Annotated in this window: 24 protein-coding genes; 10 read left to right on the forward strand and 14 right to left on the reverse strand. The window is 63.6% G+C overall.

The genetic code is table 11. The features are described 5' to 3' along the window. Positions 1-151: 151 nt before the first annotated feature. Positions 152-1,189: an extracellular catalytic domain type 2 short-chain-length polyhydroxyalkanoate depolymerase gene (locus tag LSQ66_RS21580; RefSeq protein WP_231767217.1), complete on the forward strand. Its 1,038-nt coding sequence runs from the start codon at positions 152-154 to the stop codon at positions 1,187-1,189. On the opposite strand, the gene gabD is transcribed toward LSQ66_RS21580, so the two are convergent. Both gabD and LSQ66_RS21590 read right to left on the reverse strand, forming a co-directional pair. Beyond that, positions 1,186-2,634 (reverse strand): NADP-dependent succinate-semialdehyde dehydrogenase, encoded by a 1,449-nt coding sequence (gabD, locus tag LSQ66_RS21585; protein WP_231767218.1) that lies wholly within the window; start codon positions 2,632-2,634, stop codon positions 1,186-1,188. The two genes, LSQ66_RS21580 and gabD, sit on opposite strands and share 4 nt — an antisense overlap. Before the next feature lie 72 nt (positions 2,635-2,706). Further along, entirely contained in the window at positions 2,707-3,549 is an 843-nt protein-coding gene (locus LSQ66_RS21590; protein ID WP_231767219.1) for a PPK2 family polyphosphate kinase, read from the reverse strand. A 145-nt stretch (positions 3,550-3,694) separates the two neighbouring features. On the opposite strand from LSQ66_RS21590, the gene LSQ66_RS21595 reads away from it, so the two are divergent. Continuing rightward, positions 3,695-6,028, forward strand: coding sequence for a TonB-dependent receptor (locus LSQ66_RS21595; RefSeq protein ID WP_231767220.1), 2,334 nt, complete (start codon positions 3,695-3,697; stop codon positions 6,026-6,028). Positions 6,029-6,034: 6 nt separating this feature from the next. On the opposite strand, the gene LSQ66_RS21600 is transcribed toward LSQ66_RS21595, so the two are convergent. Then, positions 6,035-6,934 carry a LysR family transcriptional regulator gene (locus tag LSQ66_RS21600; RefSeq protein WP_231767221.1) on the reverse strand — a complete coding sequence of 300 codons (900 nt, stop codon included), beginning with the start codon at positions 6,932-6,934 and terminating at the stop codon, positions 6,035-6,037. A 137-nt stretch (positions 6,935-7,071) separates the two neighbouring features. Here LSQ66_RS21600 and LSQ66_RS21605 point away from each other — a divergent pair, with 137 nt between their 5' ends. The 6 genes from LSQ66_RS21605 (at position 7,072) to LSQ66_RS21630 (ending at position 12,697) form a co-directional block, all read left to right on the forward strand. After that, positions 7,072-7,938, forward strand: coding sequence for an alpha/beta fold hydrolase (locus LSQ66_RS21605; protein ID WP_231767222.1), 867 nt, complete (start codon positions 7,072-7,074; stop codon positions 7,936-7,938). A gap of 38 nt (positions 7,939-7,976) precedes the next feature. After that, positions 7,977-9,158, forward strand: coding sequence for a substrate-binding domain-containing protein (locus LSQ66_RS21610; protein WP_231767223.1), 1,182 nt, complete (start codon positions 7,977-7,979; stop codon positions 9,156-9,158). A 12-nt stretch (positions 9,159-9,170) separates the two neighbouring features. Continuing rightward, positions 9,171-9,920 carry an ABC transporter ATP-binding protein gene (locus tag LSQ66_RS21615; protein ID WP_231770176.1) on the forward strand — a complete coding sequence of 250 codons (750 nt, stop codon included), beginning with the start codon at positions 9,171-9,173 and terminating at the stop codon, positions 9,918-9,920. Then, entirely contained in the window at positions 9,913-10,635 is a 723-nt protein-coding gene (locus tag LSQ66_RS21620; protein ID WP_231767224.1) for an ABC transporter ATP-binding protein, read from the forward strand. The genes LSQ66_RS21615 and LSQ66_RS21620 overlap by 8 nt, the downstream gene beginning before the upstream one ends. Before the next feature lie 75 nt (positions 10,636-10,710). Then, entirely contained in the window at positions 10,711-11,634 is a 924-nt protein-coding gene (locus LSQ66_RS21625; protein WP_231770177.1) for a branched-chain amino acid ABC transporter permease, read from the forward strand. Position 11,635: 1 nt separating this feature from the next. Continuing rightward, positions 11,636-12,697 carry a branched-chain amino acid ABC transporter permease gene (locus tag LSQ66_RS21630; RefSeq protein ID WP_231767225.1) on the forward strand — a complete coding sequence of 354 codons (1,062 nt, stop codon included), beginning with the start codon at positions 11,636-11,638 and terminating at the stop codon, positions 12,695-12,697. Between the two features lie 42 nt (positions 12,698-12,739). Here the strand turns inward: LSQ66_RS21630 and LSQ66_RS21635 are convergent, their stop codons facing one another. Further along, positions 12,740-12,979, reverse strand: coding sequence for a hypothetical protein (locus tag LSQ66_RS21635; RefSeq protein ID WP_231767226.1), 240 nt, complete (start codon positions 12,977-12,979; stop codon positions 12,740-12,742). Here LSQ66_RS21635 and rsgA point away from each other — a divergent pair. Continuing rightward, complete coding sequence (rsgA, locus tag LSQ66_RS21640; RefSeq protein WP_231767227.1) at positions 12,960-14,015, forward strand: ribosome small subunit-dependent GTPase A; 1,056 nt, start codon at positions 12,960-12,962, stop codon at positions 14,013-14,015. The genes LSQ66_RS21635 and rsgA overlap by 20 nt on opposite strands. 56 nt (positions 14,016-14,071) lie before the next feature. Here rsgA and LSQ66_RS21645 read toward each other — a convergent pair whose 3' ends face one another. After that, a complete protein-coding gene (locus LSQ66_RS21645; RefSeq protein WP_231767228.1) occupies positions 14,072-14,461 on the reverse strand; it encodes a VOC family protein in 390 nt (129 codons plus the stop codon). A gap of 105 nt (positions 14,462-14,566) precedes the next feature. On the opposite strand from LSQ66_RS21645, the gene LSQ66_RS21650 reads away from it, so the two are divergent. Beyond that, positions 14,567-15,115 carry a hypothetical protein gene (locus LSQ66_RS21650; protein ID WP_231767229.1) on the forward strand — a complete coding sequence of 183 codons (549 nt, stop codon included), beginning with the start codon at positions 14,567-14,569 and terminating at the stop codon, positions 15,113-15,115. 49 nt (positions 15,116-15,164) lie between these two features. Here LSQ66_RS21650 and LSQ66_RS21655 read toward each other — a convergent pair whose 3' ends face one another. The 9 genes from LSQ66_RS21655 to LSQ66_RS21695 all read right to left on the reverse strand — a co-directional run bounded on the left by LSQ66_RS21655 (position 15,165) and on the right by LSQ66_RS21695 (position 22,234). Continuing rightward, the gene (locus tag LSQ66_RS21655; RefSeq protein ID WP_231767230.1) at positions 15,165-15,590 is read right to left on the reverse strand and encodes a F0F1 ATP synthase subunit epsilon; all 426 of its coding nucleotides are present in this window, start codon (positions 15,588-15,590) and stop codon (positions 15,165-15,167) included. 51 nt (positions 15,591-15,641) lie between these two features. Then, positions 15,642-17,042, reverse strand: coding sequence for a F0F1 ATP synthase subunit beta (atpD, locus tag LSQ66_RS21660; RefSeq protein WP_231767231.1), 1,401 nt, complete (start codon positions 17,040-17,042; stop codon positions 15,642-15,644). 30 nt (positions 17,043-17,072) lie between these two features. Then, positions 17,073-17,948, reverse strand: coding sequence for a F0F1 ATP synthase subunit gamma (atpG, locus tag LSQ66_RS21665; RefSeq protein WP_231767232.1), 876 nt, complete (start codon positions 17,946-17,948; stop codon positions 17,073-17,075). A gap of 55 nt (positions 17,949-18,003) precedes the next feature. Beyond that, entirely contained in the window at positions 18,004-19,545 is a 1,542-nt protein-coding gene (atpA, locus tag LSQ66_RS21670; protein WP_231767233.1) for a F0F1 ATP synthase subunit alpha, read from the reverse strand. 60 nt (positions 19,546-19,605) lie between these two features. Beyond that, positions 19,606-20,139 (reverse strand): F0F1 ATP synthase subunit delta, encoded by a 534-nt coding sequence (locus LSQ66_RS21675; RefSeq protein ID WP_231767234.1) that lies wholly within the window; start codon positions 20,137-20,139, stop codon positions 19,606-19,608. Positions 20,140-20,141: 2 nt separating this feature from the next. After that, a complete protein-coding gene (locus LSQ66_RS21680) occupies positions 20,142-20,612 on the reverse strand; it encodes a F0F1 ATP synthase subunit B (protein WP_231767235.1) in 471 nt (156 codons plus the stop codon). 38 nt (positions 20,613-20,650) lie between these two features. Continuing rightward, complete coding sequence (atpE, locus tag LSQ66_RS21685) at positions 20,651-20,932, reverse strand: F0F1 ATP synthase subunit C (protein ID WP_231767236.1); 282 nt, start codon at positions 20,930-20,932, stop codon at positions 20,651-20,653. A gap of 67 nt (positions 20,933-20,999) precedes the next feature. Further along, positions 21,000-21,803 carry a F0F1 ATP synthase subunit A gene (atpB, locus tag LSQ66_RS21690; RefSeq protein ID WP_231767237.1) on the reverse strand — a complete coding sequence of 268 codons (804 nt, stop codon included), beginning with the start codon at positions 21,801-21,803 and terminating at the stop codon, positions 21,000-21,002. 62 nt (positions 21,804-21,865) lie between these two features. Beyond that, on the reverse strand, positions 21,866-22,234 hold the full coding sequence (locus tag LSQ66_RS21695; RefSeq protein ID WP_231767238.1) for an ATP synthase subunit I: 369 nt from the start codon (positions 22,232-22,234) through the stop codon (positions 21,866-21,868). Positions 22,235-22,270: the final 36 nt, after the last annotated feature.

Here is a 22,270-nt window from a genome sequence, read left to right on the forward strand (position 1 = left end):
ATTGTAAGGCAAAGTCTTTTCTTGCGCGCAGCGCCGGTATACTCGGCTGTGAATCGCGCATTGGTTCCGCGCAGACGATTGATGCCGAATAAACGCATCGGTTTGCGTCAACTCAAAAATGCAGCTTCCAGCCACTTGCCGGGAGTGCGACATGATCATCTCTGCCCTGCTTCGCCTGCTGGCACTGCTCGCGGTCTTCGTCTGCAGTGCCGTCCTGCCTGGCCAAGCCGAACCCGGCAGCCTGCCGCCCATGCGGGCCGGCCAGCTCTCGGTCTCCGGCCTTTCTTCCGGCGGCTACATGGCCGTGCAGTTCGAGGTCGCCTTTTCAGCCAGCGTGATGGGTGCGGGCATTGTGGCGGGCGGCCCCTACTTCTGCGCGCGGGGCAACCTGGGCACGGCCGTCACGGTATGCAGCTGCACCACCGGCCTGCCCTGGTGCGGCGTATCGCCGGGCGGTACGAATGTGTCCAGCCTCGCGGACATCACGAACCGCAATGCGGCTGGAGACCGTATCGACGCCACCAGCAATCTGGCCGGACACCGCATCTGGCTCTTCTCCGGCCGCTGGGACACGGTGGTGCCCACGGCGGTGATGAACGACCTGCAGGACTATTACCGCTTTTACGTTCCACCTGAAAACATCCGCTACCGCACCCACCGCAGCGCCGAGCACGCCATGCCGACGGACTTCTTCGGCAACCAGTGCAGCGTACTTGGCTCGCCCTACATCAATAACTGCGGCCTGGATGCTGCGGGCGAGCTGCTGGGCTGGATCTACGGCGCCCTCAACCCGAAGAACGGCAACACGCCCGCCGGGCGCTTCGTGGAGTTCAGCCAGGACGAGTTCCTGCCCGACGCGCGCAGCCACGGCATGGCGGCCACGGGCTTTCTCTACGTGCCGCCCGGCTGCGAGGGCGATGGCGCGGAGTGCCGCCTGCATGTGGCCTTCCACGGCTGCAAGCAGAATGCGGATTTCGTTGGCGACGCCTACATGCGCAACGCCGGCTACAACGGCTGGGCGGACACCAACCGCATCCTCGTGCTTTACCCGCAGGCGGCCACCACCTTCAGCAATCCCAACGGCTGCTGGGACTGGTGGAGCTACGACGACCGCAGCTACGCCGAGCGCTCCGGCCGCCAGATGCGGGCCGTCAAGCGCATGACCGAGCGCCTGACGGGCCAGCCTTAGAGGCCGAGGCAGATGTACTTGATGACCAGATAATCGTCCATGCCGTACTTCGAGCCTTCGCGGCCCAGGCCGGACTGCTTCACGCCGCCGAAAGGCGCGACCTCGTTGGAGATCAGGCCCGTGTTCACGCCCACCATGCCCGATTCCAGGCCTTCGGCCACGCGCCAGATGCGGCCGATGTCGCGCGAGTAGAAGTAGCTGGCCAGGCCGAACTCGGTGCTGTTGGCCAGGCTGACGGCTTCCTCGTCCGTCTTGAAGCGGAACAGGGGCGCGAGGGGGCCGAAGGTTTCTTCGCTTGCCACCTTCATTGCATTGCTCACATCCGCGATCACGGTCGGCTGGAAGAAGCTGTGGCCCAGGGCATGGCGCTGGCCGCCCGTGAGCAGGCGGCCGCCCTTGGACAGCGCATCCGCCACATGCTCCTCCACCTTCTTCACGGCCGCCTCGTTGATGAGCGGGCCCTGGGTCACGCCCTGCTCTACGCCATTGCCCACCTTCAGCTTCTCGACGGCGGCGGTAAACTTCTGCGCGAAGGCGTCGTAGACCCCGTCCTGCACATAAATGCGGTTGGCGCACACGCAGGTCTGGCCTGCGTTGCGGTATTTGGAGGCGATGGCGCCTTCCACCGCCGCATCCAGGTCAGCGTCGTCGAAGACGATGAAGGGCGCGTTGCCGCCCAGTTCCAGCGACAGTTTCTTGATAGTGGGCGCACACTGCTGCATCAGGATGCGGCCCACGGCGGTCGAGCCGGTGAAGCTCAGCTTGCGCACGATGGGGTTGGCGCACATTTCCGCCCCGATTTCTTTGGGCGAGCCTGTCACCACGCTGAAGATGCCTGCCGGAATGCCAGCGCGCTCGGCCAGCACGGCCAGCGCCAGCGCGGAGAAGGGCGTGGCCTCGGCGGGCTTGAGCACCATGGGACAGCCTGCCGCCAGGGCGGGACCGGCCTTGCGGGTAATCATGGCCAGCGGGAAGTTCCAGGGCGTGATGGCGGCGCAGACGCCGATCGGCTCCTTGGTCACGATCATGCGGCGGTCCGGCCAGGGCGTGGCCAGGGTGTCGCCCGCGACGCGCTTGGCCTCTTCCGCGAACCATTCGATGAAGGCGGCGCCGAAGGCCACCTCGCCCTTGGCCTCGGCCAGGGGCTTGCCCTGTTCGGTGGTCATCAGCAGGGCCAGGTCTTCCGCATTGGCCGTGATCAGGTCGAACCATTTGCGCAGCACGGCGGCGCGTTCCTTGGCGGTTTTCTTGCGCCAGGCGGGCCATGCGGCGTTCGCGGCTTCGATGGCGCGGCGGGTCTCTGCGGCGCCCATATTGGGCACGGTGCCGATCTGCTCTCCGGTGGCGGGGTTGCGCACAGCGAAGCTCTCGCCATTGTCCGCATCGGTCCAGACACCGTTCAGATAGGCTTGTTGGCGCAGCAGGCCGGGATCTTTGAGTTGCATGGTAAGAGTCTCCGCAGTTAGTGAAATAGTAAGGCGGTTACTATGCCACAGAGCGCGGCCCCTTGCAGGGGGCTAGACGATCTTGAGCCCCAGCAGCTTCGGGTCGGGTTGCGGCCACTTGAGCTTCATGGCCTGCAGCGTCTCCAGCAGAATCGCGGCCACCGCCACGTTGCGGTGGGGCTTGGAATCGGCAGGCACGATGTACCAGGGCGCGTGGTCCGCATCCGTTTCCATGATGGCGCGCTCGTAGGCGCGCAGGTACTCGTTCCATTTTGCGCGCTGCTTCAGGTCCGCGGGGTCGAATTTCCACTGCTTTTCGGGGTCGCCCAGGCGCGCCTCCAGCCTTTCCTTCTGCTCCGCCTTCGAAATGTGCAGGAATACCTTCACGATGACGGTGCCGGTTTCCGCCAGCATGCGCTCGAAGTCGCGGATCTGGGCGTAGCGGCGCTTGCATTCGCCGGCGCTGATCATGCCCTCGACGCGGGTGATGAGCACTTCTTCATAATGGCTGCGGTTGAAGATGGCGATCTCCCCCGCCTTCGGCACTTCCTTGTGCACGCGCCATAGATAGTCGTGGGCAGCCTCGATCTCGGTGGGCGCCTTGAAGGCGACCGGACGCAGGCCCATGGGATTCACGTAGTCGAAGAGCGCTTTCACGGCGCCGTCCTTGCCCGAGGTGTCCGTGCCCTGGAGGATCAGCAGCAGCTTGCGCTGGCGCTCCGCGTACAGAATGGGCTGAAGTTCGGCGATGCGCTCGCCCAGGCGCTTCGCCTCTTCCTTGTCCATCTCCTTGATGTCGGCATGCGCGAGCTGGCCGTTGCCGGGGCGGCTGGCGGCGCTCATGGGGGTGCACGCGGCATCGGCGTCGCGCAGCTTCAGTTTGGGCGGTGTCCGGAACAGGTCGCAGGCTTTCATGAGGCCAGCGTAGCAAAAGCACGGGGCCACTGTCGCACGGGGAGGCTGTGTGCAAAAATGCACAACGTGAGTGCAACCCTGTCAGTTTCGCACAGTAGGCAAAAGATGCACACTCCCCAGCTATAACAAACATGAGGAGACTTCGATGCGTCTGTCGAAACAGAATTTCGTGCTGCGCCGCTCCGTAGCGGCGGTGATGATGACCCTTCCCGCGCTGTACGCCCAGCCTGTCCTGGCCCAGACGGCCGGTGAAAGCGCCGATGGCGGAGTGGAGAAGGTGATCGTGACCGCCCGCAAGCGCGCGGAGCTTATCCAGGATGTGCCGGGCGCAGTCACTGCGGTTTCCGGCGCCCAGCTCGAGAAGCTGGCCCTGCCCGACATCACGGCCCTGACCGACATCGTGCCGAACACCACGCTGAAGTCCTCCCGTGGCACCAATACGACACTCACCGCCTTCATCCGCGGCATCGGCCAGCAGGATCCGGTGGCAGGCTATGAGCAGGGCGTCGGCATCTACATGGACGACGTGTACCTCGCCCGTCCGCAGGGCGTGCTGACCGACATCTACGACCTGGAACGCATCGAAGTGCTGCGCGGCCCGCAGGGCACCCTGTACGGCCGCAACACCATCGGCGGCGCGGTGAAGTATGTAACGAAGAAGCTCTCCACCAACCCCACCTTCGAGGTGAAGGGCACGCTGGGCAACTACGGCCAGAAGGACCTCGTTGTGAAAGGCAGCACGCCGGTCAATGACATGCTGCGCCTGGGCGCCACCGTGGGCACCTTCAACCGCGACGGCTTCGGCAAGAATGTGCTGAACGGCCGCGAAAACTACAACAAGGACGTGGGCGCGGCCCGCGTGAGCGCCGAACTGGCGCCGAACTCCGACCTGTTCATCCGCCTGGCTGCCGACTACACCAAGGACGACTCCGAGGCCAAGCAGGGCTACCGCCTGACTCCGGGCCCGGCCCCCGCCAACCTGCAGCCGCTGGCAGGCGACTACGATACGCGCGCCAACCTGTACAAGGTGAACGGCCATGCGCAGCAGGTAACCAACAAGGGCGCCTCGCTGACCATCGACTACAACATCAATGCCGAGACCATGTTCAAGTCGGTGACGGCGCACCGCTCGTCCAGGTCCTACGCACCGATCGACTTCGACTCGCTGGATACGCCGCTGTTCGAAGCGCCCGCCATCTACACCGACAAGCAGGACAGCCAGGAATTCCAGCTCACCTACACCGGCTCCAAGTGGCAGGGTGTGGCAGGCCTGTTCTACATGAAGACCAACGCCTTCAACGAATTCGACGTTCTGTACAACGCGGCAGGCGGCCTTTCGCTGCTGACCCGCGACGATATCGACTCGAAGACCTGGGCCGTTTATGCGGATGCCAACTACAACGTGTCGGATGCCTTCAGTGTGAGCGTCGGCGGCCGATGGACCCAGGACGAGCGCGAAGCCGCGATCTACAAGCGCACCTACTTCGGCCTCGCCGGTTCGCCGAACCTCGGCAATCCTGCCGCTGTCGGCGCCCCGGCCAACACGGACCTGGGCAAGGGCGACCTGCACCGCAAGGACACCAAGTTCACGCCGAAGCTGGGCTTCGGCTGGAAGCTGGCCAAGGAACACAATGTGTACGGCACCTACCAGAGCGGCTTCAAGGGCGGCATGTACGACCCGCGCATGGACCTGGCGGCCACCGGCGGCCCGAACACCCCGGCCTCGCTGGAGAAGCGCAAGGGCGTCAATCCTGAAGAAGTCGACACCGTGGAACTGGGCCTGAAGTCCTCGCTGAACGGCGGCCGCCTGCAGACCAATGCAGCCGTGTTCTACACCGACTACAAGAACGTGCAGATTCCCGGCTCCATCCCCACCTTCAACGCGGCGGGCCAGGTGAATGGCTTCGCGGGCACGCTGACCAATGCGGGCAAGGCGAAGATCAAGGGCTTCGAGCTGGAAGCGATTGCCCGTGTCACCGATCGCCTCAGCCTGAACGGCATGCTGAGCTACATCGACGCGCAGTACAAGGAATGGATGGTGGCGAGCGGCTCCACGCTGGTGAACGTAGCGGGCAGCGCCGAGTTCCAGAACACGCCGAAGCATTCCGCCAACGTGAGCGCCAACTACGAGTGGCCGGTAAACATGTTCGGCCGCAGCGGCAGCATGAGCCTGAACAACAGCCTGTCCTACAAGAGCAAGGTCTATCAGGCCGAGATCATCCGTCCGAGCGGCGTGGCTTCGCTGGACCCGCTGGTGGCGCAGAACCTGATGCTGGCGCAGGGCGGCTTCTCGCTGTGGGATGCAAGCCTGGTGTGGACCAGCGCCGACCGCAAGCTGCAAATCGGCCTGCACGGCCGCAACCTGACGGACAAGCGCTACAAGGTGGCAGGCTACGCCTTCGGCGGCTTCTTCAACACCGTCACCACCTACTACGGCGATCCGCGCACCTACAAGCTGACCGCCTCCTACAAGTTCTGATCGGGGTCAGGCCAGGGCGAAAAGCCCTGGCTGCGATTCAGCGAACTTGCGCAGCAGATCCCACACCGCGCGCACGCGCGGCAGGCGATACAGGTCTACTGGCGCCACCAGCCAGTAGGCCCTTTCCACATATACCTCATCCTTCAATACCGGCACCAGGCGGCCGTCCATGGCCATATAGGGCGGCGCCATCATCAGGCCCAGGCCCGACGCAGCGGCTTCGGCCTGCGCCAGCATGCCCGTGCAGCAAAGCCTGCGGCGCGGATCGACGCCCAGTTCATCGAGGAAGTTCAGCTCATTGCTGGCAAGGCGGTCGCGTACATAATCCACGAATTCATGGTTCGCCAGGTCGCTGGGACGCTGGATGGGAGGGTGGCTGGCCAGGTATCCGGGCGAGCCGTGTACGTAAAGACGGAAAGTGGTCAGGCGGGTCACCATGTAGCGGCCAGTGTTCGGTGCATCCAGCGTCACGCCCAGGTCGGCCTCGCGGCTGGCCAGGTTGGCGAAGCGCGGCTGCACCAGCAGGTCCACCGAAAGTTCAGGATAGTTCTGCAGGAATTGCGCCAGCAGCGGCGTGATGAAGCGCACACCCAGCGCTTCCGGCACGCCGAGGCGCACCACGCCGCGGATGGCGACTTCGGTGCCGGAAAGCTGCCCCTGCGCCGCCAGCAGGGCGCTTTCCATCGCCTCCGCGTGCGGCAGCACGGCGTGGCCCATCTCGGTGAGTTCATAGCCTTCGCGCGAACGGTCGAAGAGCGTAGCGCCCAGCTGCTGCTCCAGGCGGTCGATGCGGCGGGCGACGGTGGTGTGCTCCACCTCCAGCCTGCGCGAAGCGCCGGACAAGGTGCCGGAACGCGCCAGCTCCAGGAAGAAGCGCAGGTCTGTCCACTCGGGCAATGTTTTCATGCAGGGTATTGTGCATCATTTTTAGCCGGGCAGCGAACGCTGTGCAAAATTGCACACACAGTGGGCGCTGCCGCCGGTTCACCGCGTGCCGCATTTCACGCACACTGCATGCTCCTGCAACGCTGCCCCTGAGGACAATGTATTCCGAGATCAGCTATCTCAGTGACGATGGATTGCGCCTGTATGCGCGCGATTACGCCCCCGCAAGCGGACCAGCGCACCTGCCCGTCATCTGCATCCACGGCCTGACCCGCAATTCCTCCGACTTCGAGGACGTGGCCCCCTGGATCGCCGCCCAGGGCCGCCGCGTGATCGCGGTGGACGTGCGCGGGCGGGGGAAATCCGATTACGATCCCAATCCCATGCGCTATACGCCCGTCACCTACGCCGGCGACGTGGCCAAGCTGGCGCGCGATCTCGGTATCGCGCGGGCCGTATTCGTCGGCACATCCATGGGCGGCCTGATTACGATGACGCTGGCCTTGCGCGAATCCCCGCTGATCGCGGCGGCGGTGCTGAACGATATCGGCCCCGCGCTCTCGCCGCGCGGCCTGGCGCGCATTGCGGCGTACACGGGCAAGGGCGAGCAGTTCAACAGCTGGCCCCAGGCCGCCGACTACCTTCGCTCCATCAACGAAGTGGCCTTCCCCGCCAATACGGAAGAAGACTGGGACCGCTGGGCGCGCCGCGCCTTCCGCGAGGAGCCGGACGGCAGCCTTGCCATGCGCTACGACCCGAACATCGCCGTTCCGATCCGGGCCAACAAGCTGAAGGCGTCGGCAATGATCACTCACTACGCCTTCCGCCGCCTGGCGCGCAAGCGCCCCACCCTGCTGGTGCGCGGCGGCCTGTCGGACCTGATCGAGCCGGAACAGGCGCAGGCCATGCGCAATGCTGCGCCACGCATGCAGTATGCCGAGGTGCCCGATATCGGCCACGCGCCCATGCTGACCGAGCCCGCCGCACAGGCTGCACTGCGCGGCTTCCTCGCCAGCGTGGATTAATCTATATTAGGACCGGAAAAATAAACGGAGACACGCCGATGAAAAAACTGATTCCCCTGCTGGCCGCCCTGGCGCCGGTATTCGCTTCCCAGGCCGTACTGGCGCAGGACCTGAAGGTTGCCCTCATTACCGGCAAGACCGGCATCCTCGAGCCCTATGCCAAGGAAACCGAGACCGGTTTCATGATGGGCCTGGAGTACCTCACCAACGGCAAGATGGAGATCAACGGCCGCAAGCTGAAGGTCATCGTCAAGGACGACCAGAGCAAGCCTGACCTGGGCCGCACCCTGCTGGCCGAAGCCTATGGAGACGACAAGGTCGATATCGCTGTCGGCACCACGTCCTCCGGCTCGGCCATCGCCATGCTGCCGGTGGCCGCGGAATACAAGAAAGTGCTGATCGTGGAACCTGCCGTGGCCGACGCGATCACCGGCGACAAGTGGAACAAGTACATCTTCCGCACCGCGCGCAGCTCCATGCAGGACGGCCTGGCCGCCGCTTCCACCTTCAAGCAGGGCAGCGTGGGCTTCCTGGCCCAGGACTACGCCTTCGGCAAGGACGCCATCAAGGCAGCCAAGGAAGCCCTGGCCCTCACCGGCAGCAAGGCCAAGGTGGTGCATGAAGAATATGCGCCGCAGACCGCCACCGACTTCACCGCTTCCGCGCAGCGCCTGTTCGACAAGCTGAAAGACGCGCCGCAGCCGCGCGTGCTCGCCATCGTGTGGGCTGGTCCCAACCCGATGAACAAGATCGCCGACATGAAGCCGGAACGCTACGGCATCACGCTGGCTCCCGGCGGCAATATCCTGCCGGTCCTGAAGACCTGGAAGGCCTATGCGGGCACCGAAGGCACCATCTACTACTACTATGACTTCCCGAAGAACAAGATGAACGACTGGCTGGTGGCCGAGCACACGAAGCGCTACAAGGCGCCGCCGGACATGTTCACCGCAGGCGGCTTCACCGCCGCCAGCGCCGTGGTGAGCGCACTGACCAAGGCTGGCGGCGGCAATACCGACAAGCTGATCGCCGCAATGGAAGGCATGGAATTCGACACGCCGAAAGGCAAGATGAGCTTCCGCAAGGAAGACCACCAGGCCATGCAGCCCATGTACCACTTCCGCATCAAGAAAGACCAGAAGTCCGAATGGGACCTGCTGGAGCTGGTGCGCGAAATCCCTGCATCCGAACTGCCGGTGCCGGTCAAGAACAAGCGCTGAGCGATGACGCCATTGCTGTCCACCCGCGGGCTGACGATCCGCTTCGGCGGCCACACGGCCGTCGACGACGTCAGCGCCGATTTCAATGCGGGCCAGCTCACGGTGATCGTCGGCCCGAACGGCGCAGGCAAGACCACCTATTTCAACCTGATGTCCGGGCAGTTGCCCGCGACCAGCGGAAAGGTGCTGCTGCACGGCGAAGACATCACCGGCAGCGGCCCGGCGCACCGCACCCGCAAGGGCATCGGCCGCGCCTTCCAGCTGACCAATCTCTTCCCCCACCTCACCGTGCACGAGAATGTGCGGCTGGCGGTACAGGCGCGCGCCAACGCGGGCATGAAGCTGTGGTCCGTGTGGTCCAGCCACAAGGAACTGATCGAGCGCGCAGACCACTACCTCGAGCGCGTGGCCATGGCGGGCCGCCGCAATACCGCCGTTGCGGCCCTGTCGCATGGCGACAAGCGCAAGCTGGAGGTGGCCATCCTGCTCGCGCTGGAACCGGAAGTGATGATGTTCGATGAACCCACCGCAGGCATGAGTGTGGACGAGGTGCCGGTGGTGCTGGACCTGATCCACCAGGTGAAGGCGGAGCGCAACAAGGCCGTTCTGCTGGTCGAACACAAGATGGACGTGGTGCGCGCCCTGGCCGACCGCATCATCGTGCTGCACAACGGCGCGCTCGTTGCGGATGGCGAACCGGCCGCCGTGATGTCCTCCGCCGTCGTGCAGGAAGCCTACCTCGGAACCGCAACACATGACTGACGCGCTGCTTACCCTGTCCGGCGTGCATACGCACATCGGCGAATATCACATCCTGCAGGGCGTGGACCTCGCCGTGCCGCGCGGCGGCCTCGCAGTGCTGCTGGGCCGCAACGGCGCGGGCAAGACCACGACGCTGCGCACCATCATGGGCCTGTGGCAGGCCAGCGCGGGCAAAATCGCCTTCAATGGCCGCGACATCACGGCCCTGCGCACGCCCGACATTGCGCAAGCGGGCATCGCCTACGTGCCGGAGTCGATGGCTGTGTTCAGCGAACTGACGGTGCGCGAGAACCTGTATCTCGCCGCGCGCAGCGGTCCCATGGATACGGCCCGGCTGGAATGGATCTTCTCCTTCTTCCCCGCGCTGAAAAAATTCTGGAACTACCCCGCTGGCAAACTCTCCGGAGGCCAGAAGCAGATGGTGGCCATTGCCCGCGCCATCATCGAGCCGCGCGAGCTGCTGCTGATCGATGAGCCCACCAAGGGCCTGGCGCCAGCCATCATCCAGAACCTCGCCGAGGCGATCCGCCAGCTCAAGGGCCAGACCACCGTGCTGCTGGTGGAGCAGAACTTCAATTTCGTGCGCCAGCTGGGCGACACGGTGGCCGTGATGGACGACGGCCGCATCGTCCACAGCGGCCCGATGGCCGAACTGGCCGCCGACCGCGCCCTGCAGGAACGCCTGCTCGGCCTCGCCCTCGATTCACACCAATAAGGAGCGACCGTGAGCGACACGACGCTGCCCTCCGTCCCGCGCGACTATGCGCCCCTGCTGCTGGCGCCAGTGCTCATGCTGGCCATGCTGCCCCTCGTCGGCAGCTTCCCCACCTGGGTCACGCTCACCGTGGCCGGGCTGGCGATGGGGATGATGATCTTTATTATGTCCAGCGGCCTGACACTGGTGTTCGGCCTGATGGACGTGCTGAACTTCGGTCACGGCGCCTTCGTTTCTGTGGGCGCCTTCGCCGCCACCCTGGTGCTCGTGCCCATGCAAGGCTGGCTCGAAGCCGAGTCGCTGGCGATGAACCTGGGCGCCCTGGGCCTCGCGATATTGATGGCGATGGCAGTCACTGCGGCGCTGGGCTGGATGTTCGAGCGCGTGATCGTCATGCCTGTCTACGGCCAGCACCTGAAGCAGATCCTCATCACCATGGGTGGCATGATCGTCGTCGAGCAGCTGATCCACGTAATCTGGGGTGCGGACCACAAGCCCATGCCGCTGCCCGCCGCGCTGCGCGGAGCCATCGTGATCGGCGACGCCGCCATCGAGAAGTACCGGCTGCTCGCCGTGGTCGTCGGCCTGGCGGTCTTCGTGCTGCTCTCGCTGGTGCTGAACCGCACCAAGCTTGGCCTGCTGATACGCGCAGGCGTCGAAAATGGCGAAATGGTGGAGGCCCTCGGCTACCGCATCCGGCGCCTCTTCGTTGCCGTCTTTGCCGCAGGTTCCGCGCTGGCAGGGCTGGGCGGCGTGATGTGGGGCCTGTACAAGGAAACCCTGAGCGCCTCCATGGGCGGCGAAGTGATGGTCATGATCTTCATTACCGTCATCATCGGCGGCCTCGGTTCCGTGGGCGGCTGCTTCATCGGCGCCCTGCTCATGGCGCTGACGGCCAACTACGCGGGCTTCCTGGCGCCCAAGCTGGCCCTCGTGTCCCATATCGTGCTGATGATCGCCGTGCTGCTGTGGCGCCCCGCTGGCCTGTCGAGGAAATAAGATGCTGAACACCCTGCTCTCCGGCGACCCGCCGCGCAGCCGCGCCCTGTCCGCCCTCCTGGTGCTGATCGTGCTGGGCCTCGCGCTCGCGCCCTTCATCACGAGCGGCGCGCGCCCGCTGAACACGGCCGCCACCATCTGCGTGTACATCGTTCTCGTAGCGTCCTACGACCTCCTGCTCGGCTACACCGGCATCGTTTCCTTCGCCCACACGATGTTCTTCGGGATCGGCGCCTACGGGGTCGGCCTTGGCCTCTCCGGCGAAGAGCCGACATGGAGCGGCATGGCGCTGGGCGTGGCCGCCGCATTGGCGCTGACCCTGGCCCTCGCTTTCATCATCGGCCTGTTCGCGCTGCGCGTGCGCGCCATCTTCTACGCCATGATCACGCTGGCCGTCGCGTCCTCCTTCGCCGTGCTGGCCTCGCAACTCTCCGACTGGACCGGCGGCGAGGACGGGAAAACCTTCAGCGTGCCAGGCCTGCTCTCTCCCGCAACGGAGTTCGGCGAATTCATGGGCCGCTCGCTGGACGGCAAGCTGATCACCTACTACATCGTCTTCTTCGGCGCGATACTGCTCTTCCTCGTTCTCCTGCGGGTGGTGAATTCGCCCTTCGGCCGCGTGCTGCAGGCGATCCGCGAGAACGAGTTCCGCGCCGAAGCGCTGGGCTACCGCACCGTGGTCTACCGCATTGCGGCCAATTGCATCGGCGCGCTGGCTGCCGCGCTGGCGGGCGCGCTGATGGCGCTGTGGCTGCGCTACGTCGGCCCCAAGACCACGCTGGGCTTCGAAGTGATGACGGATATCCTGCTGATCGTGGTCATCGGCGGCATGGGCACCATGTACGGCGCCGTGGTGGGCGCCGCGCTCTTCATCCTCGCCAACAACTACCTCAAGTCCCTGATGGCCGAAGCGGCGGGCGCCGTGTCCGGCGTGCCCCTGCTCGAAGCGGCGCTGCATCCTGACCGCTGGCTGCTGTGGCTGGGCATCCTCTTCATCCTCGCCATCTACTTCTTCCCGACGGGGATCGTGGGCAAGCTTGCGCCGCCCTCGCGGCGCGGTTGACCTTCCGCCTGGCCGGTGCGATACTGGCCACCCATTCAACTTTTACAGGAGGACCATAAAATGCGAGCCATGGACATTGCCCTCTTGTCGGCAGCCTGATTGCTGCGCCTCAGCTTCTCCTAGCCTTCCTTTATCTGAGCTGGTGTTGAGCCGCGCCTGATCGCGCGCCGACCTTCCCCTTATTTTTCGCGTTGCCGCATTGCCTGCGGCGGCTTGTGCTCGCGCGCCGCGAGCGAACGAATCCGGGAACACCAACTCAATCATGATCGAGATCGATTTCAATTCTCTCCGCACTATCGGCCTGAACAACCAGATCGCCGCCCAGCTGGCGGCCGTGGAGGCCGGCGCCCACCTGATGCGCATCACCGAAGTCCAGCGCGACTGGCTCACCCTGCACGACGGCGCCGGCGAATGGCCCGCCCGCGCCCTGCCGCGCCTGCTGGCCGACATGGCAGAAAGCGGCTTCAGCCTCTCCGTCGGCGACTGGGTCGCGGCCGAACTGCGGGACCAGGGCGAGCTGTGGATAAGCCAGCGCCTGGAGCCCTTCAACCACCTGGCGCGGCGCGCCAACGACGGGCGCCGCCAGTCCCTCGCCAGCAATATCGATACGGCCCTGCTGGTGATGGGGCTGGACAATGATTTCAACGTCCGGCGCCTGGAACGCTATATCGCCATGGCGCAGGCGGCCGATGTCAGCCCCGTTGTCGTGCTGACCAAGGCCGATATCGGCGACGATATCGAGGCGCGCCTGAACGAATTGCAGCGCCGCCTGCCCGCCGTTATTCCCGTATTGGCCGTCAATGGCCTAAGCGACGAGGCCGCCAATCAGCTGGCGCCATGGATGGGGCCGGGTCAAACCCTGTGTTTATTGGGCGCTTCGGGCACCGGCAAATCGACTTTGACAAATACGCTTACCCAGGCGGGACAGGAAACGGGCGGCACCAGAAAAGGCGACGGCCGGGGACGCCATACCACCACGGCGCGCTCGCTCCATTTATGCGGCAATGGCGCCTGCATTATCGATACGCCGGGATTACGGACCTGGCGCCCGGACGCGGACGAAGAAACATTGGCGGCCACATTCGACGATATCGAGTTACTGGCGCGCGATTGCCAATTCCGGGATTGCCAGCATCAGTTGGAGCCGGGGTGCGCGGTGCGGGCAGCCATCGACCCGGACCGCCTGATGAACTACCACAAGCTCCTGCGCGACGCCCGCCGCGGCCAGCAGACGCCGCTCGACCGCATTGCGGAGCGTTCGAAGTGGAAGGTGCTGGGAAAAGCGGCTGCGGAGCGCAGCAGGCAGAAGCGGAGCTAAGGAGATCGTGCCAGCCTCTGGCGCGATCGCGCCGGGAGCTGGCACAGGCAGAGGCGCTAGGCCTCTCGGAACGTGGCCTCGATGTTGTTGCCGTCGAGGTCGAGAATGTAGGCGCTGTAGTATTGGCCGTAGCCGGTGCGCGGCCCCGGCGGGCCATTATCTTCGGCGCCGTATTCCAGCGCCTGGGAATAGAAACGGTCCACCGCTTCGCGGCTTTGCGCCGACAGCGCGAAATGGAATGGCGCCTGCCCGGCCTGGTGCGAGCTTTTCCAATAACTGGGTATTTCGGATCCAATCCAGATAAAAGGCATGCCGCTTTCCGGCGCATAAATGGCCCAGTCCAGATCGGTTTCCGTACGTTTTATCCCCAATGGCAGAAGGCAGGCGTCATAAAGCGGCATGCTGCGCACGAAATCGGATACGACGAAACCGAAGTGGTGAATCATGGAAATCCTCGCGGGCCGAAACTATTAGTCGATCCAGCCTAACACTTCCTGTCGTCGCGCGTCGTTCGGTTAAACTGTCGGCATTTCCCAGCTGGCCATACGACTATGCGTTCTGCCCTCCTTGTTCTTCCCCTGCTGCTCGCTGCCTGCGGCGAAAGCTACACGCCCGAACAGCTGTACATGGCGGCCACGCCGGAGTGCAGGGACTGGCAGGAGGGATCGCAGTTCCTGCTCCCGCGCGGCATCAAGGTCTCGGCTACCGCGCCCGTGCTCCAGGCGGATGGCAGCCTGGACCTGGGGATAACGTACATGCTGCCGCGCACGACCCAGCTGCAGTTCACCACGCGCGCCTACAATGTGACGGAACCGAAGGGCCCCGTGATCCAGAAAGCGAAGGTGGTGAATTTCTACCAGCGGGCGACGAATACCCGCGCCGAGATGGTGGAAGTAGTGGACGGCGTGCCCGGCCTGCTGATCGCCGTCGCCAGCGCCGACGAAACCCAGTGGCGCGTCACGCTGCGCCTGACGGGCAAGCTGCCGCAGCGCTTCGACCTGGTCCCGCCCGCCGCCGTCATCGCAGGCGAGCGCTACCCCGTGCGCACCTTCACCTACCGCTGGTTCGAGGACCGCAAGGCCTACGGCCTGTGCCGCTGAAATAAAAAAGGCAGCCGAGGCTGCCTTTTTGCTGTGCTGTGTGCTGCGATCAGTGCTTGGTCTGGCGCAGTTTGGCGATGGCTGCCAGCTGGCCGATGGCCGCTGCCAGTTCGGCTTGCGCTTTCGCGTAGTCGATGCCCGTCTTGTTGTTCAGCAGATGCTCTTCCGCCAGTTTCTTGGCGGCTTGCGCTTTTGCTTCGTCCAGGTCGTGGCCACGGATCGCGGTGTCGGCCAGCACCGTCACGGCGTTCGGCTGCACTTCCAGCAGGCCGCCAGCGACGAAGACGAACTCTTCCTCAGCCTGGCCCGGCACCTGGATGCGCACGGCGCCCGGACGGATGCGGGTGATCAGCGGGGTGTGCTTGGGATAGATACCCAGCTCGCCCTGTTCGCCCGGCAACGCGACGAAGGTGGCTTCGCCGGAGAAGATCTGCTCTTCTGCCGACACCACATCAACGTGAATGGTATTTGCCATGTGTGTCCTATCGGGGTGACGCGGCCCCGTTGCCGGGGCCGCAGCGCTCAATTAGCCGAGCTTCTTGGCCTTTTCGATGGCTTCTTCGATCGTGCCCACCATGTAGAACGCTTGTTCCGGCAGGTGATCGAGTTCGCCGGAGGCGATCATCTTGAAGCCCTTGATCGTGTCCTTCAGCGAAACGTATTTACCTGGGGAGCCGGTAAACACTTCAGCAACGTGGAACGGCTGGGACAGGAAACGCTGCATCTTACGGGCGCGGGCCACCAGCAGCTTGTCTTCCGGCGCCAGTTCGTCCATGCCCAGAATCGCGATGATGTCGCGCAGTTCCTTGTAGCGCTGCAGGGTGCCCTGCACGGCGCGCGCGGTGTCGTAGTGCTCCTGGCCCACGACCAGCGGGTCCAGCTGGCGCGAGGTCGAGTCCAGCGGGTCCACGGCAGGGTAGATACCCAGCGCGGCGATGTCACGCGACAGAACGACGGTCGAGTCCAGGTGGCCGAAGGTGGTCGCTGGCGACGGGTCGGTCAGGTCGTCCGCAGGGACGTACACGGCCTGGATCGAGGTGATCGAACCGGTCTTGGTGGAGGTGATGCGCTCCTGCAGGCGGCCCATTTCTTCGGCCAGCGTCGGCTGGTAGCCCACGGCGGAAGGCATACGGCCCAGCAGTGCGGACACTTCGGTACCGGCCAGGGTGAAGCGGTAGATGTTGTCCACGAAGAACAGCACGTCGCGGCCTTCGTCACGGAAGGACTCGGCGATGGTCAGGCCGGTCAGCGCCACGCGCAGGCGGTTGCCAGGCGGCTCGTTCATCTGGCCGTACACCATGGCCACTTTCGAGTTGGCCGGGTTTTCCAGGTCCACCACTTTGGCGTCGGCCATTTCGTGGTAGAAGTCGTTACCTTCGCGGGTACGCTCGCCAACACCGGCGAACACGGACAGACCCGAGTGCGCTTTAGCGATGTTGTTGATCAGTTCCATCATGTTCACGGTCTTGCCCACGCCGGCGCCGCCGAACAGGCCCACCTTACCGCCTTTGGCGAAGGGGCAGACCAGGTCGATCACCTTGATGCCGGTTTCCAGCAGGTCCTGCGACGGCGACAGCTCGTCGTAAGCAGGGGCCACGCGGTGGATGGAGGCGATCTGGTCGTGCGCAACGGGACCGCACTCGTCGATCGGGTTGCCCAGCACGTCCATAATACGGCCCAGGGTTGCCTTACCCACCGGCACCATGATTGGTTTGCCGGTGTTCTGGATGGTCATGCCGCGACGCAGACCGTCGGAGGAGCCCAGTGCAATGGTACGGACCACGCCGTCACCCAACTGCTGCTGCACTTCCAGGGTCAGCTCGGAGCCTTCCATTTTCAGCGCGTCAAAAACCTTAGGCATCGCGTTGCGTGGGAACTCCACGTCCACCACAGCGCCGATACACTGAACGATTTTGCCATCAGCCATGTTCGTTCCTTCAAATATAGTTAAATTCGTTTAAACCGCAGCCGCACCGGCGACGATTTCGGACAGTTCTTTGGTAATTGCAGCCTGGCGGGTCTTGTTGTAGACCAGCTTCAGTTCGCCGATCACGTTACCGGCGTTGTCGCTGGCGGCCTTCATGGCCACCATGCGCGCCGATTGCTCGGACGCCAGGTTTTCCGCTACCGACTGGTACACCAGCGCTTCGACATAACGTTCCAGCAGTTCGTCGATCACGGTCGCAGGGTCCGGTTCGTAGATGTAGTCCCACTGGTGGGCGCCTGCATCGGCCTTGCGCTTGTCTGCCGTGAGGGGCAGCAGCTGCTCGACCATCGGTTCCTGCTTCATCGTGTTGATGAACTTGGTGTAGCACAGATAGACTGCGTCCAGCTTGCCTTCCTGGAATTTCTCCAGCATGACTTTCACCGGGCCGATCAGCTTCTCCAGGTGCGGCGTGTCGCCGATCTGGGTGGCCTGCGCAATGACGGGAACGCCAATGCGGTTCAGGAAACCGAGACCTTTGTTACCAATAGCGACTGCTTCAATCTTGTTGCCGGCTGCTTCCAGCTCGCGGGTCTTCGACGTCACCATACGCAGAACGTTGGTGTTCAGGCCACCGCACAGACCCTTGTCGGTCGTGACGATGATGAAGCCCACTGCCTTGGCTTGCGTGCCCTGGGCATCGGCCAGGAACGGGTGCGTGTATTCCGGATTGGCGGCCGCCAGATTCGAGGCGATATTCCGAATCTTGTCACTGTAGGGACGGGCGGCGCGCATGCGATCCTGCGCCTTGCGCATTTTCGATGCGGCGACCATTTCCATCGCCTTGGTGATCTTCTTCGTATTCTCTACGCTCTTGATCTTGCCACGTATCTCTTTGCCTACTGCCATGAGTCCTTACTCCTTCTGCGCGTGAAGGCGGCCCCTTGCGGAGCCGCCGTGCCGCTTAAAATGCGCCGGATTTCTTGAAATCAGCGATGGCGGCGGACAGCGCAGCTTCGCCGTCTTTGTCCAGTTGCTTGGTTTCTTCGATCTTGGCCAGCAGAGCGGCTTGCTTGGTCTTCAGGTACGAGTGCAGACCGGCTTCGAAGGCCAGCACCTGCTTGACCGGCACGTCGTCCAGGAAGCCCTTGTTCACGGCGAACAGGGAAGCGCCCATCAGGGAGATCGGCAGCGGCGAGTACTGGGACTGCTTCAGCAGTTCGGTCACGCGCGCACCGCGGTCCAGCTGCTTGCGGGTCGATTCGTCCAGGTCGGAAGCGAACTGCGCGAACGCAGCCAGTTCACGGTACTGCGCCAGGTCGGTACGGATACCGCCGGACAGGTTCTTGATGACCTTGGTCTGCGCCGCACCGCCCACACGCGACACCGAGATACCTGCGTTGATCGCAGGACGGATGCCGGAGTTGAACAGCGAGGTTTCCAGGAAGATCTGGCCGTCGGTAATCGAGATCACGTTGGTCGGCACGAAGGCGGACACGTCGCCAGCCTGGGTTTCGATGATCGGCAGTGCGGTCAGCGAACCGGTCTTGCCGGTCACGGCGCCCTTGGTGAAGGCGGACACGTAGTCGGCGTTCACGCGGGCTGCGCGCTCGAGCAGGCGGCTGTGCAGGTAGAACACGTCGCCCGGGTAGGCTTCGCGGCCCGGCGGACGGCGCAGCAGCAGCGAGATCTGGCGGTAGGCCACGGCCTGCTTGGACAGGTCGTCGTACACGATCAGCGCGTCTTCGCCGCGGTCGCGGAAGTATTCGCCCATGGTGCAGCCGGAGTAGGCCGAGATGTACTGCATCGCTGCCGATTCGGAAGCGGAGGCAGCCACCACGATGGTGTACTCCATGGCGCCGTGCTGTTCCAGGGAACGCACGATGTTCTTGATGGTCGATGCCTTCTGGCCGATGGCGACGTAGATACACGTCATGCCCTGGCCCTTCTGGTTGATGATGGCGTCGACGGCCACGGCGGACTTGCCGGTCTGGCGGTCGCCGATGATCAGCTCACGCTGGCCACGGCCGATAGGCACCATCGCGTCGATCGACTTCAGGCCGGTCTGCATTGGCTGCGACACGGACTCGCGGGCGATCACGCCCGGAGCGATCTTTTCGATCGGGGAGGTCAGCTTGGCGTCGACCGGGCCTTTGCCGTCGATCGGCTGGCCCAGGGCGTTGACCACGCGGCCGCGCAGTTCAGGACCGACCGGCACTTCCAGGATGCGGCCCGTGCACTTCACGGTGTCGCCTTCGGAGATGTGCTCGTAGGCGCCCAGAATCACGGCGCCGACGGAGTCGCGCTCCAGGTTCATGGCCAGGCCAAAGGTATTGCCTGGGAATTCCAGCATCTCGCCTTGCATCACATCGGACAGACCGTGAATGCGGCAGATACCGTCGGCAACGGAGATCACCGTGCCTTGATTGCGCACTTCAGCGCCGCCTTCAATGCCTTGGATCCGGCTCTTGATCAGCTCGCTGATTTCAGATGGGTTGAGTTGCATACTAACTCCTAATTGTTTTCTCTCAGCTTGCGCGAGGTCTATTGGGTCTGCCGCTGTGGCTTACGCTGCCAGCGCAACACGCATCTGTTGCAGGCGGGCGCGCACCGAAGTGTCCAGCACTTCATCACCAACCACGACGCGCACACCACCGATCAGCGAAGGATCCACCGTGACGCTCGGGTTGAGCTTGCGGCTGAATTTCTTTTCCAGCGTCTGGACCAGCTGCGCGGTCTGCGCGGCGTCCATCTCGAAAGCGCTCGTGATCTCGGCATCCGCCGCACCTTCCTGGCTGTTTTTCAGCGCATGGAATTGGGCGCCGATTTCCGGCAGCAGTTCGATGCGGCCGTTGGCGATCAGCATCGAGAGGAAATTCTTCGCTTCCGCATTGAGCGGCGATTTCAGCAGAGCCTGGATGGCGGCAGCAACATCGCTGTCCGACACCTTCGGATTGCGGGCGTATGCCAGCACCTCGGCATGGCTGCCGACCTGGGTCAGTTCATCGACCAGGTCGGACCACTGCGCGAGGTTGCCAGCCTGGGCAACGCGGAAGAGGGCTTCCGCGTAGGGACGGGCGACGGTTGCGAGTTCAGCCATGATTACAGCTCGGTCGCGAGGCGGGCCAGCAGGTCGGCGTGGGCCGACGCGTTGACTTCGCGCTTCAGGATTTGCTCGGCGCCCTTCACAGCCAGGTCGGCCACCTGGGCGCGCAGTTGCTCGCGGGCCTGGGTGATCTGCTGGTCGGCTTCGGCCTTGGCTTGCGCAATGATGCGGTCCGCTTCGGCTTTGGCATTGGCCTTGATTTCTTCAGCGATCAGCTGAGCGCGCTTTTCGGCATCGGCAACGCGCGAAGCAGCTTCGTCGCGTGCGGAGGACAGGGCCTCGGCGGCGCGCTTTTCAGCCGCTGCCATGGAAGCCTGGCCCTGGTCGGCCGCAGCCAGACCATCCGCAATACGCTTGGCACGCTCATCCAGCGCGCTATTCAGCGCCGGGAATACGAACTTCATCGAGAACCAGACGAGCACCGCGAAGGTGATCATCTGACCGATGAGAGACATATTGATGTTCATACCTTGCTCCTAAAAAGTTTCCCCAGTTGGAGCGTGAATTACTGTGCAGCAGCAGCGGCCAGGGCGGTCAGGAACGGGTTGTTGAAGGTGAACAGCAGAGCAACACCAACGCCGATCATCGAGATCGCGTCCAGCAGACCAGCGATAACGAACAGCTTGGTTTGCAGTTGTGGCATCAGTTCAGGCTGACGTGCCGAAGCTTCCAGGAACTTGCCGCCCAGAATAGCGAAGCCGAGTGCGGTACCGATGGCGCCCAGGCCGATGATGATAGCCACAGCCAGAACGGTCATGCTTTGTACTTGTGCGATCAGAGCTTGCATTTGAGATTTCTCCTAAGATTTAAAAAGAACTACAGATACCAAATTTGAAAAACGAGTATTACGAAAATTAGTGCTTCTCAACCGCGAGGCTAAGGTACACAACCGTCAGGGCCATGAAGACGAAGGCCTGCAGCGTCACAATCAGGATGTGGAAGATTGCCCATGGACCACCCAGCAGCCACTGTGCCCACCATGGCAGCAGCGCGATCAGGATGAAAATCAGTTCGCCGGCGTACATGTTGCCGAACAGTCGCAGCGACAGCGAGATCGGCTTGGCCAGCAGTTCCAGCATCTGGAAGATGAAGTTGACGGGGGCCAGCAGGATGATGCCGACGGTGCCGTGCGCGTGGAAGGGGGCGGTGAACAGCTCCTTGCCCCAGCCGCCGACGCCCTTGGCCTTGATCGAGAAGCCGATGATGCACAGCAGAACGCCGATGGACATGCCGAAGGTGTGGTTCACGTCGGCGGTCGGCACGACGCGCAGGTTGTACACGCCGAAGAACTCCAGCACGCGCGGCAGCAGGTCAACCGGCAGGAAGTCCATGGCGTTCATCAGCCAGACCCAGACGAAGATGGTGACGGCCAGCGGGGCGATCACGGCGCTCTTGGCGTGGAAGGCGGAATTGACGGTGTCGTTCACCAGTTCCATGATCCACTCGACGAAGTTCTGCAGCTTGCCCGGCACGCCAGGGGTGGCGCGCTTGGCGGCCATGTAGAACAGGCCCAGGAACACGAAGCCCAGGACCAGGGAGATCCAGAAAGTGTCCAGGTTGAACGTCTTGTTCGCGTCGGACAGGTGCGTCAGGTGGTGCTGAATGTACTCCGTGGCGTTCGCCGGGGCTGCGTGGCCCGTTCCGTGTTCAGTGGTCATAGTGATGATTTAAGATTTGTTGCCCTTACCCGCCAGCTGCAGCGGGCTCGAACCGGTGATTTTTAAACTGCGAGCAATGCCGACCAGTACGCCAGGGTCGTCACCGCGAAACCTATGATCAGCCACATCCAGGCGGCTGACTGAAACAGCAGCAGCGTGACAATAAACAGCGCTGCTGTGATAAACATCTTCACCATCTCGGCCTTGAAATGCGACCGGAAGGCCTGTTTGGCGTCCCGGCTGCCCCCTGCCACGATCATCGCGTACGCCAGGCTGCCGGCCACCGCGATGAGGCCGCCCACGGCGGCAGACCAGCCTTTTTCCACCCCGGCGAAATACGCGACGAGGGCCGAAAACAGGACGGCGATTGTGAATTGCAGGGCGACGACTCGAAAAACTGGCCGGGCGATACTTTGCGTAGAATCACTCACTTGCCAACTTCCCAGAGATAGCCTATGGACCCAAAG

Source organism: Massilia endophytica (genome assembly GCF_021165955.1).
Taxonomy (GTDB): domain Bacteria; phylum Pseudomonadota; class Gammaproteobacteria; order Burkholderiales; family Burkholderiaceae_D; genus Rugamonas; species Rugamonas endophytica.

What these genes read in the sequence shown, in the direction of transcription:
- LSQ66_RS21645 (WP_231767228.1), bottom strand. Translation starts at nt 14,461, where the DNA reads ATGATTCACCACTTCGGTTTCGTCGTATCCGATTTCGTGCGCAGCATG.
- LSQ66_RS21630 (WP_231767225.1), top strand. Translation starts at nt 11,636, where the DNA reads ATGCTGAACACCCTGCTCTCCGGCGACCCGCCGCGCAGCCGCGCCCTG.
- LSQ66_RS21605 (WP_231767222.1), top strand. Translation starts at nt 7,072, where the DNA reads ATGTATTCCGAGATCAGCTATCTCAGTGACGATGGATTGCGCCTGTAT.
- LSQ66_RS21590 (WP_231767219.1), bottom strand. Translation starts at nt 3,549, where the DNA reads ATGAAAGCCTGCGACCTGTTCCGGACACCGCCCAAACTGAAGCTGCGC.
- atpD (WP_231767231.1), bottom strand. Translation starts at nt 17,042, where the DNA reads ATGGCTGATGGCAAAATCGTTCAGTGTATCGGCGCTGTGGTGGACGTG.
- LSQ66_RS21610 (WP_231767223.1), top strand. Translation starts at nt 7,977, where the DNA reads ATGAAAAAACTGATTCCCCTGCTGGCCGCCCTGGCGCCGGTATTCGCT.
- LSQ66_RS21650 (WP_231767229.1), top strand. Translation starts at nt 14,567, where the DNA reads ATGCGTTCTGCCCTCCTTGTTCTTCCCCTGCTGCTCGCTGCCTGCGGC.
- LSQ66_RS21680 (WP_231767235.1), bottom strand. Translation starts at nt 20,612, where the DNA reads ATGAACATCAATATGTCTCTCATCGGTCAGATGATCACCTTCGCGGTG.
- LSQ66_RS21595 (WP_231767220.1), top strand. Translation starts at nt 3,695, where the DNA reads ATGCGTCTGTCGAAACAGAATTTCGTGCTGCGCCGCTCCGTAGCGGCG.
- atpA (WP_231767233.1), bottom strand. Translation starts at nt 19,545, where the DNA reads ATGCAACTCAACCCATCTGAAATCAGCGAGCTGATCAAGAGCCGGATC.
- LSQ66_RS21600 (WP_231767221.1), bottom strand. Translation starts at nt 6,934, where the DNA reads ATGAAAACATTGCCCGAGTGGACAGACCTGCGCTTCTTCCTGGAGCTG.
- LSQ66_RS21625 (WP_231770177.1), top strand. Translation starts at nt 10,711, where the DNA reads ATGCTGGCCATGCTGCCCCTCGTCGGCAGCTTCCCCACCTGGGTCACG.
- atpE (WP_231767236.1), bottom strand. Translation starts at nt 20,932, where the DNA reads ATGCAAGCTCTGATCGCACAAGTACAAAGCATGACCGTTCTGGCTGTG.
- LSQ66_RS21620 (WP_231767224.1), top strand. Translation starts at nt 9,913, where the DNA reads ATGACTGACGCGCTGCTTACCCTGTCCGGCGTGCATACGCACATCGGC.
- atpG (WP_231767232.1), bottom strand. Translation starts at nt 17,948, where the DNA reads ATGGCAGTAGGCAAAGAGATACGTGGCAAGATCAAGAGCGTAGAGAAT.
- LSQ66_RS21655 (WP_231767230.1), bottom strand. Translation starts at nt 15,590, where the DNA reads ATGGCAAATACCATTCACGTTGATGTGGTGTCGGCAGAAGAGCAGATC.
- atpB (WP_231767237.1), bottom strand. Translation starts at nt 21,803, where the DNA reads ATGACCACTGAACACGGAACGGGCCACGCAGCCCCGGCGAACGCCACG.
- LSQ66_RS21675 (WP_231767234.1), bottom strand. Translation starts at nt 20,139, where the DNA reads ATGGCTGAACTCGCAACCGTCGCCCGTCCCTACGCGGAAGCCCTCTTC.
- gabD (WP_231767218.1), bottom strand. Translation starts at nt 2,634, where the DNA reads ATGCAACTCAAAGATCCCGGCCTGCTGCGCCAACAAGCCTATCTGAAC.
- rsgA (WP_231767227.1), top strand. Translation starts at nt 12,960, where the DNA reads ATGATCGAGATCGATTTCAATTCTCTCCGCACTATCGGCCTGAACAAC.
- LSQ66_RS21580 (WP_231767217.1), top strand. Translation starts at nt 152, where the DNA reads ATGATCATCTCTGCCCTGCTTCGCCTGCTGGCACTGCTCGCGGTCTTC.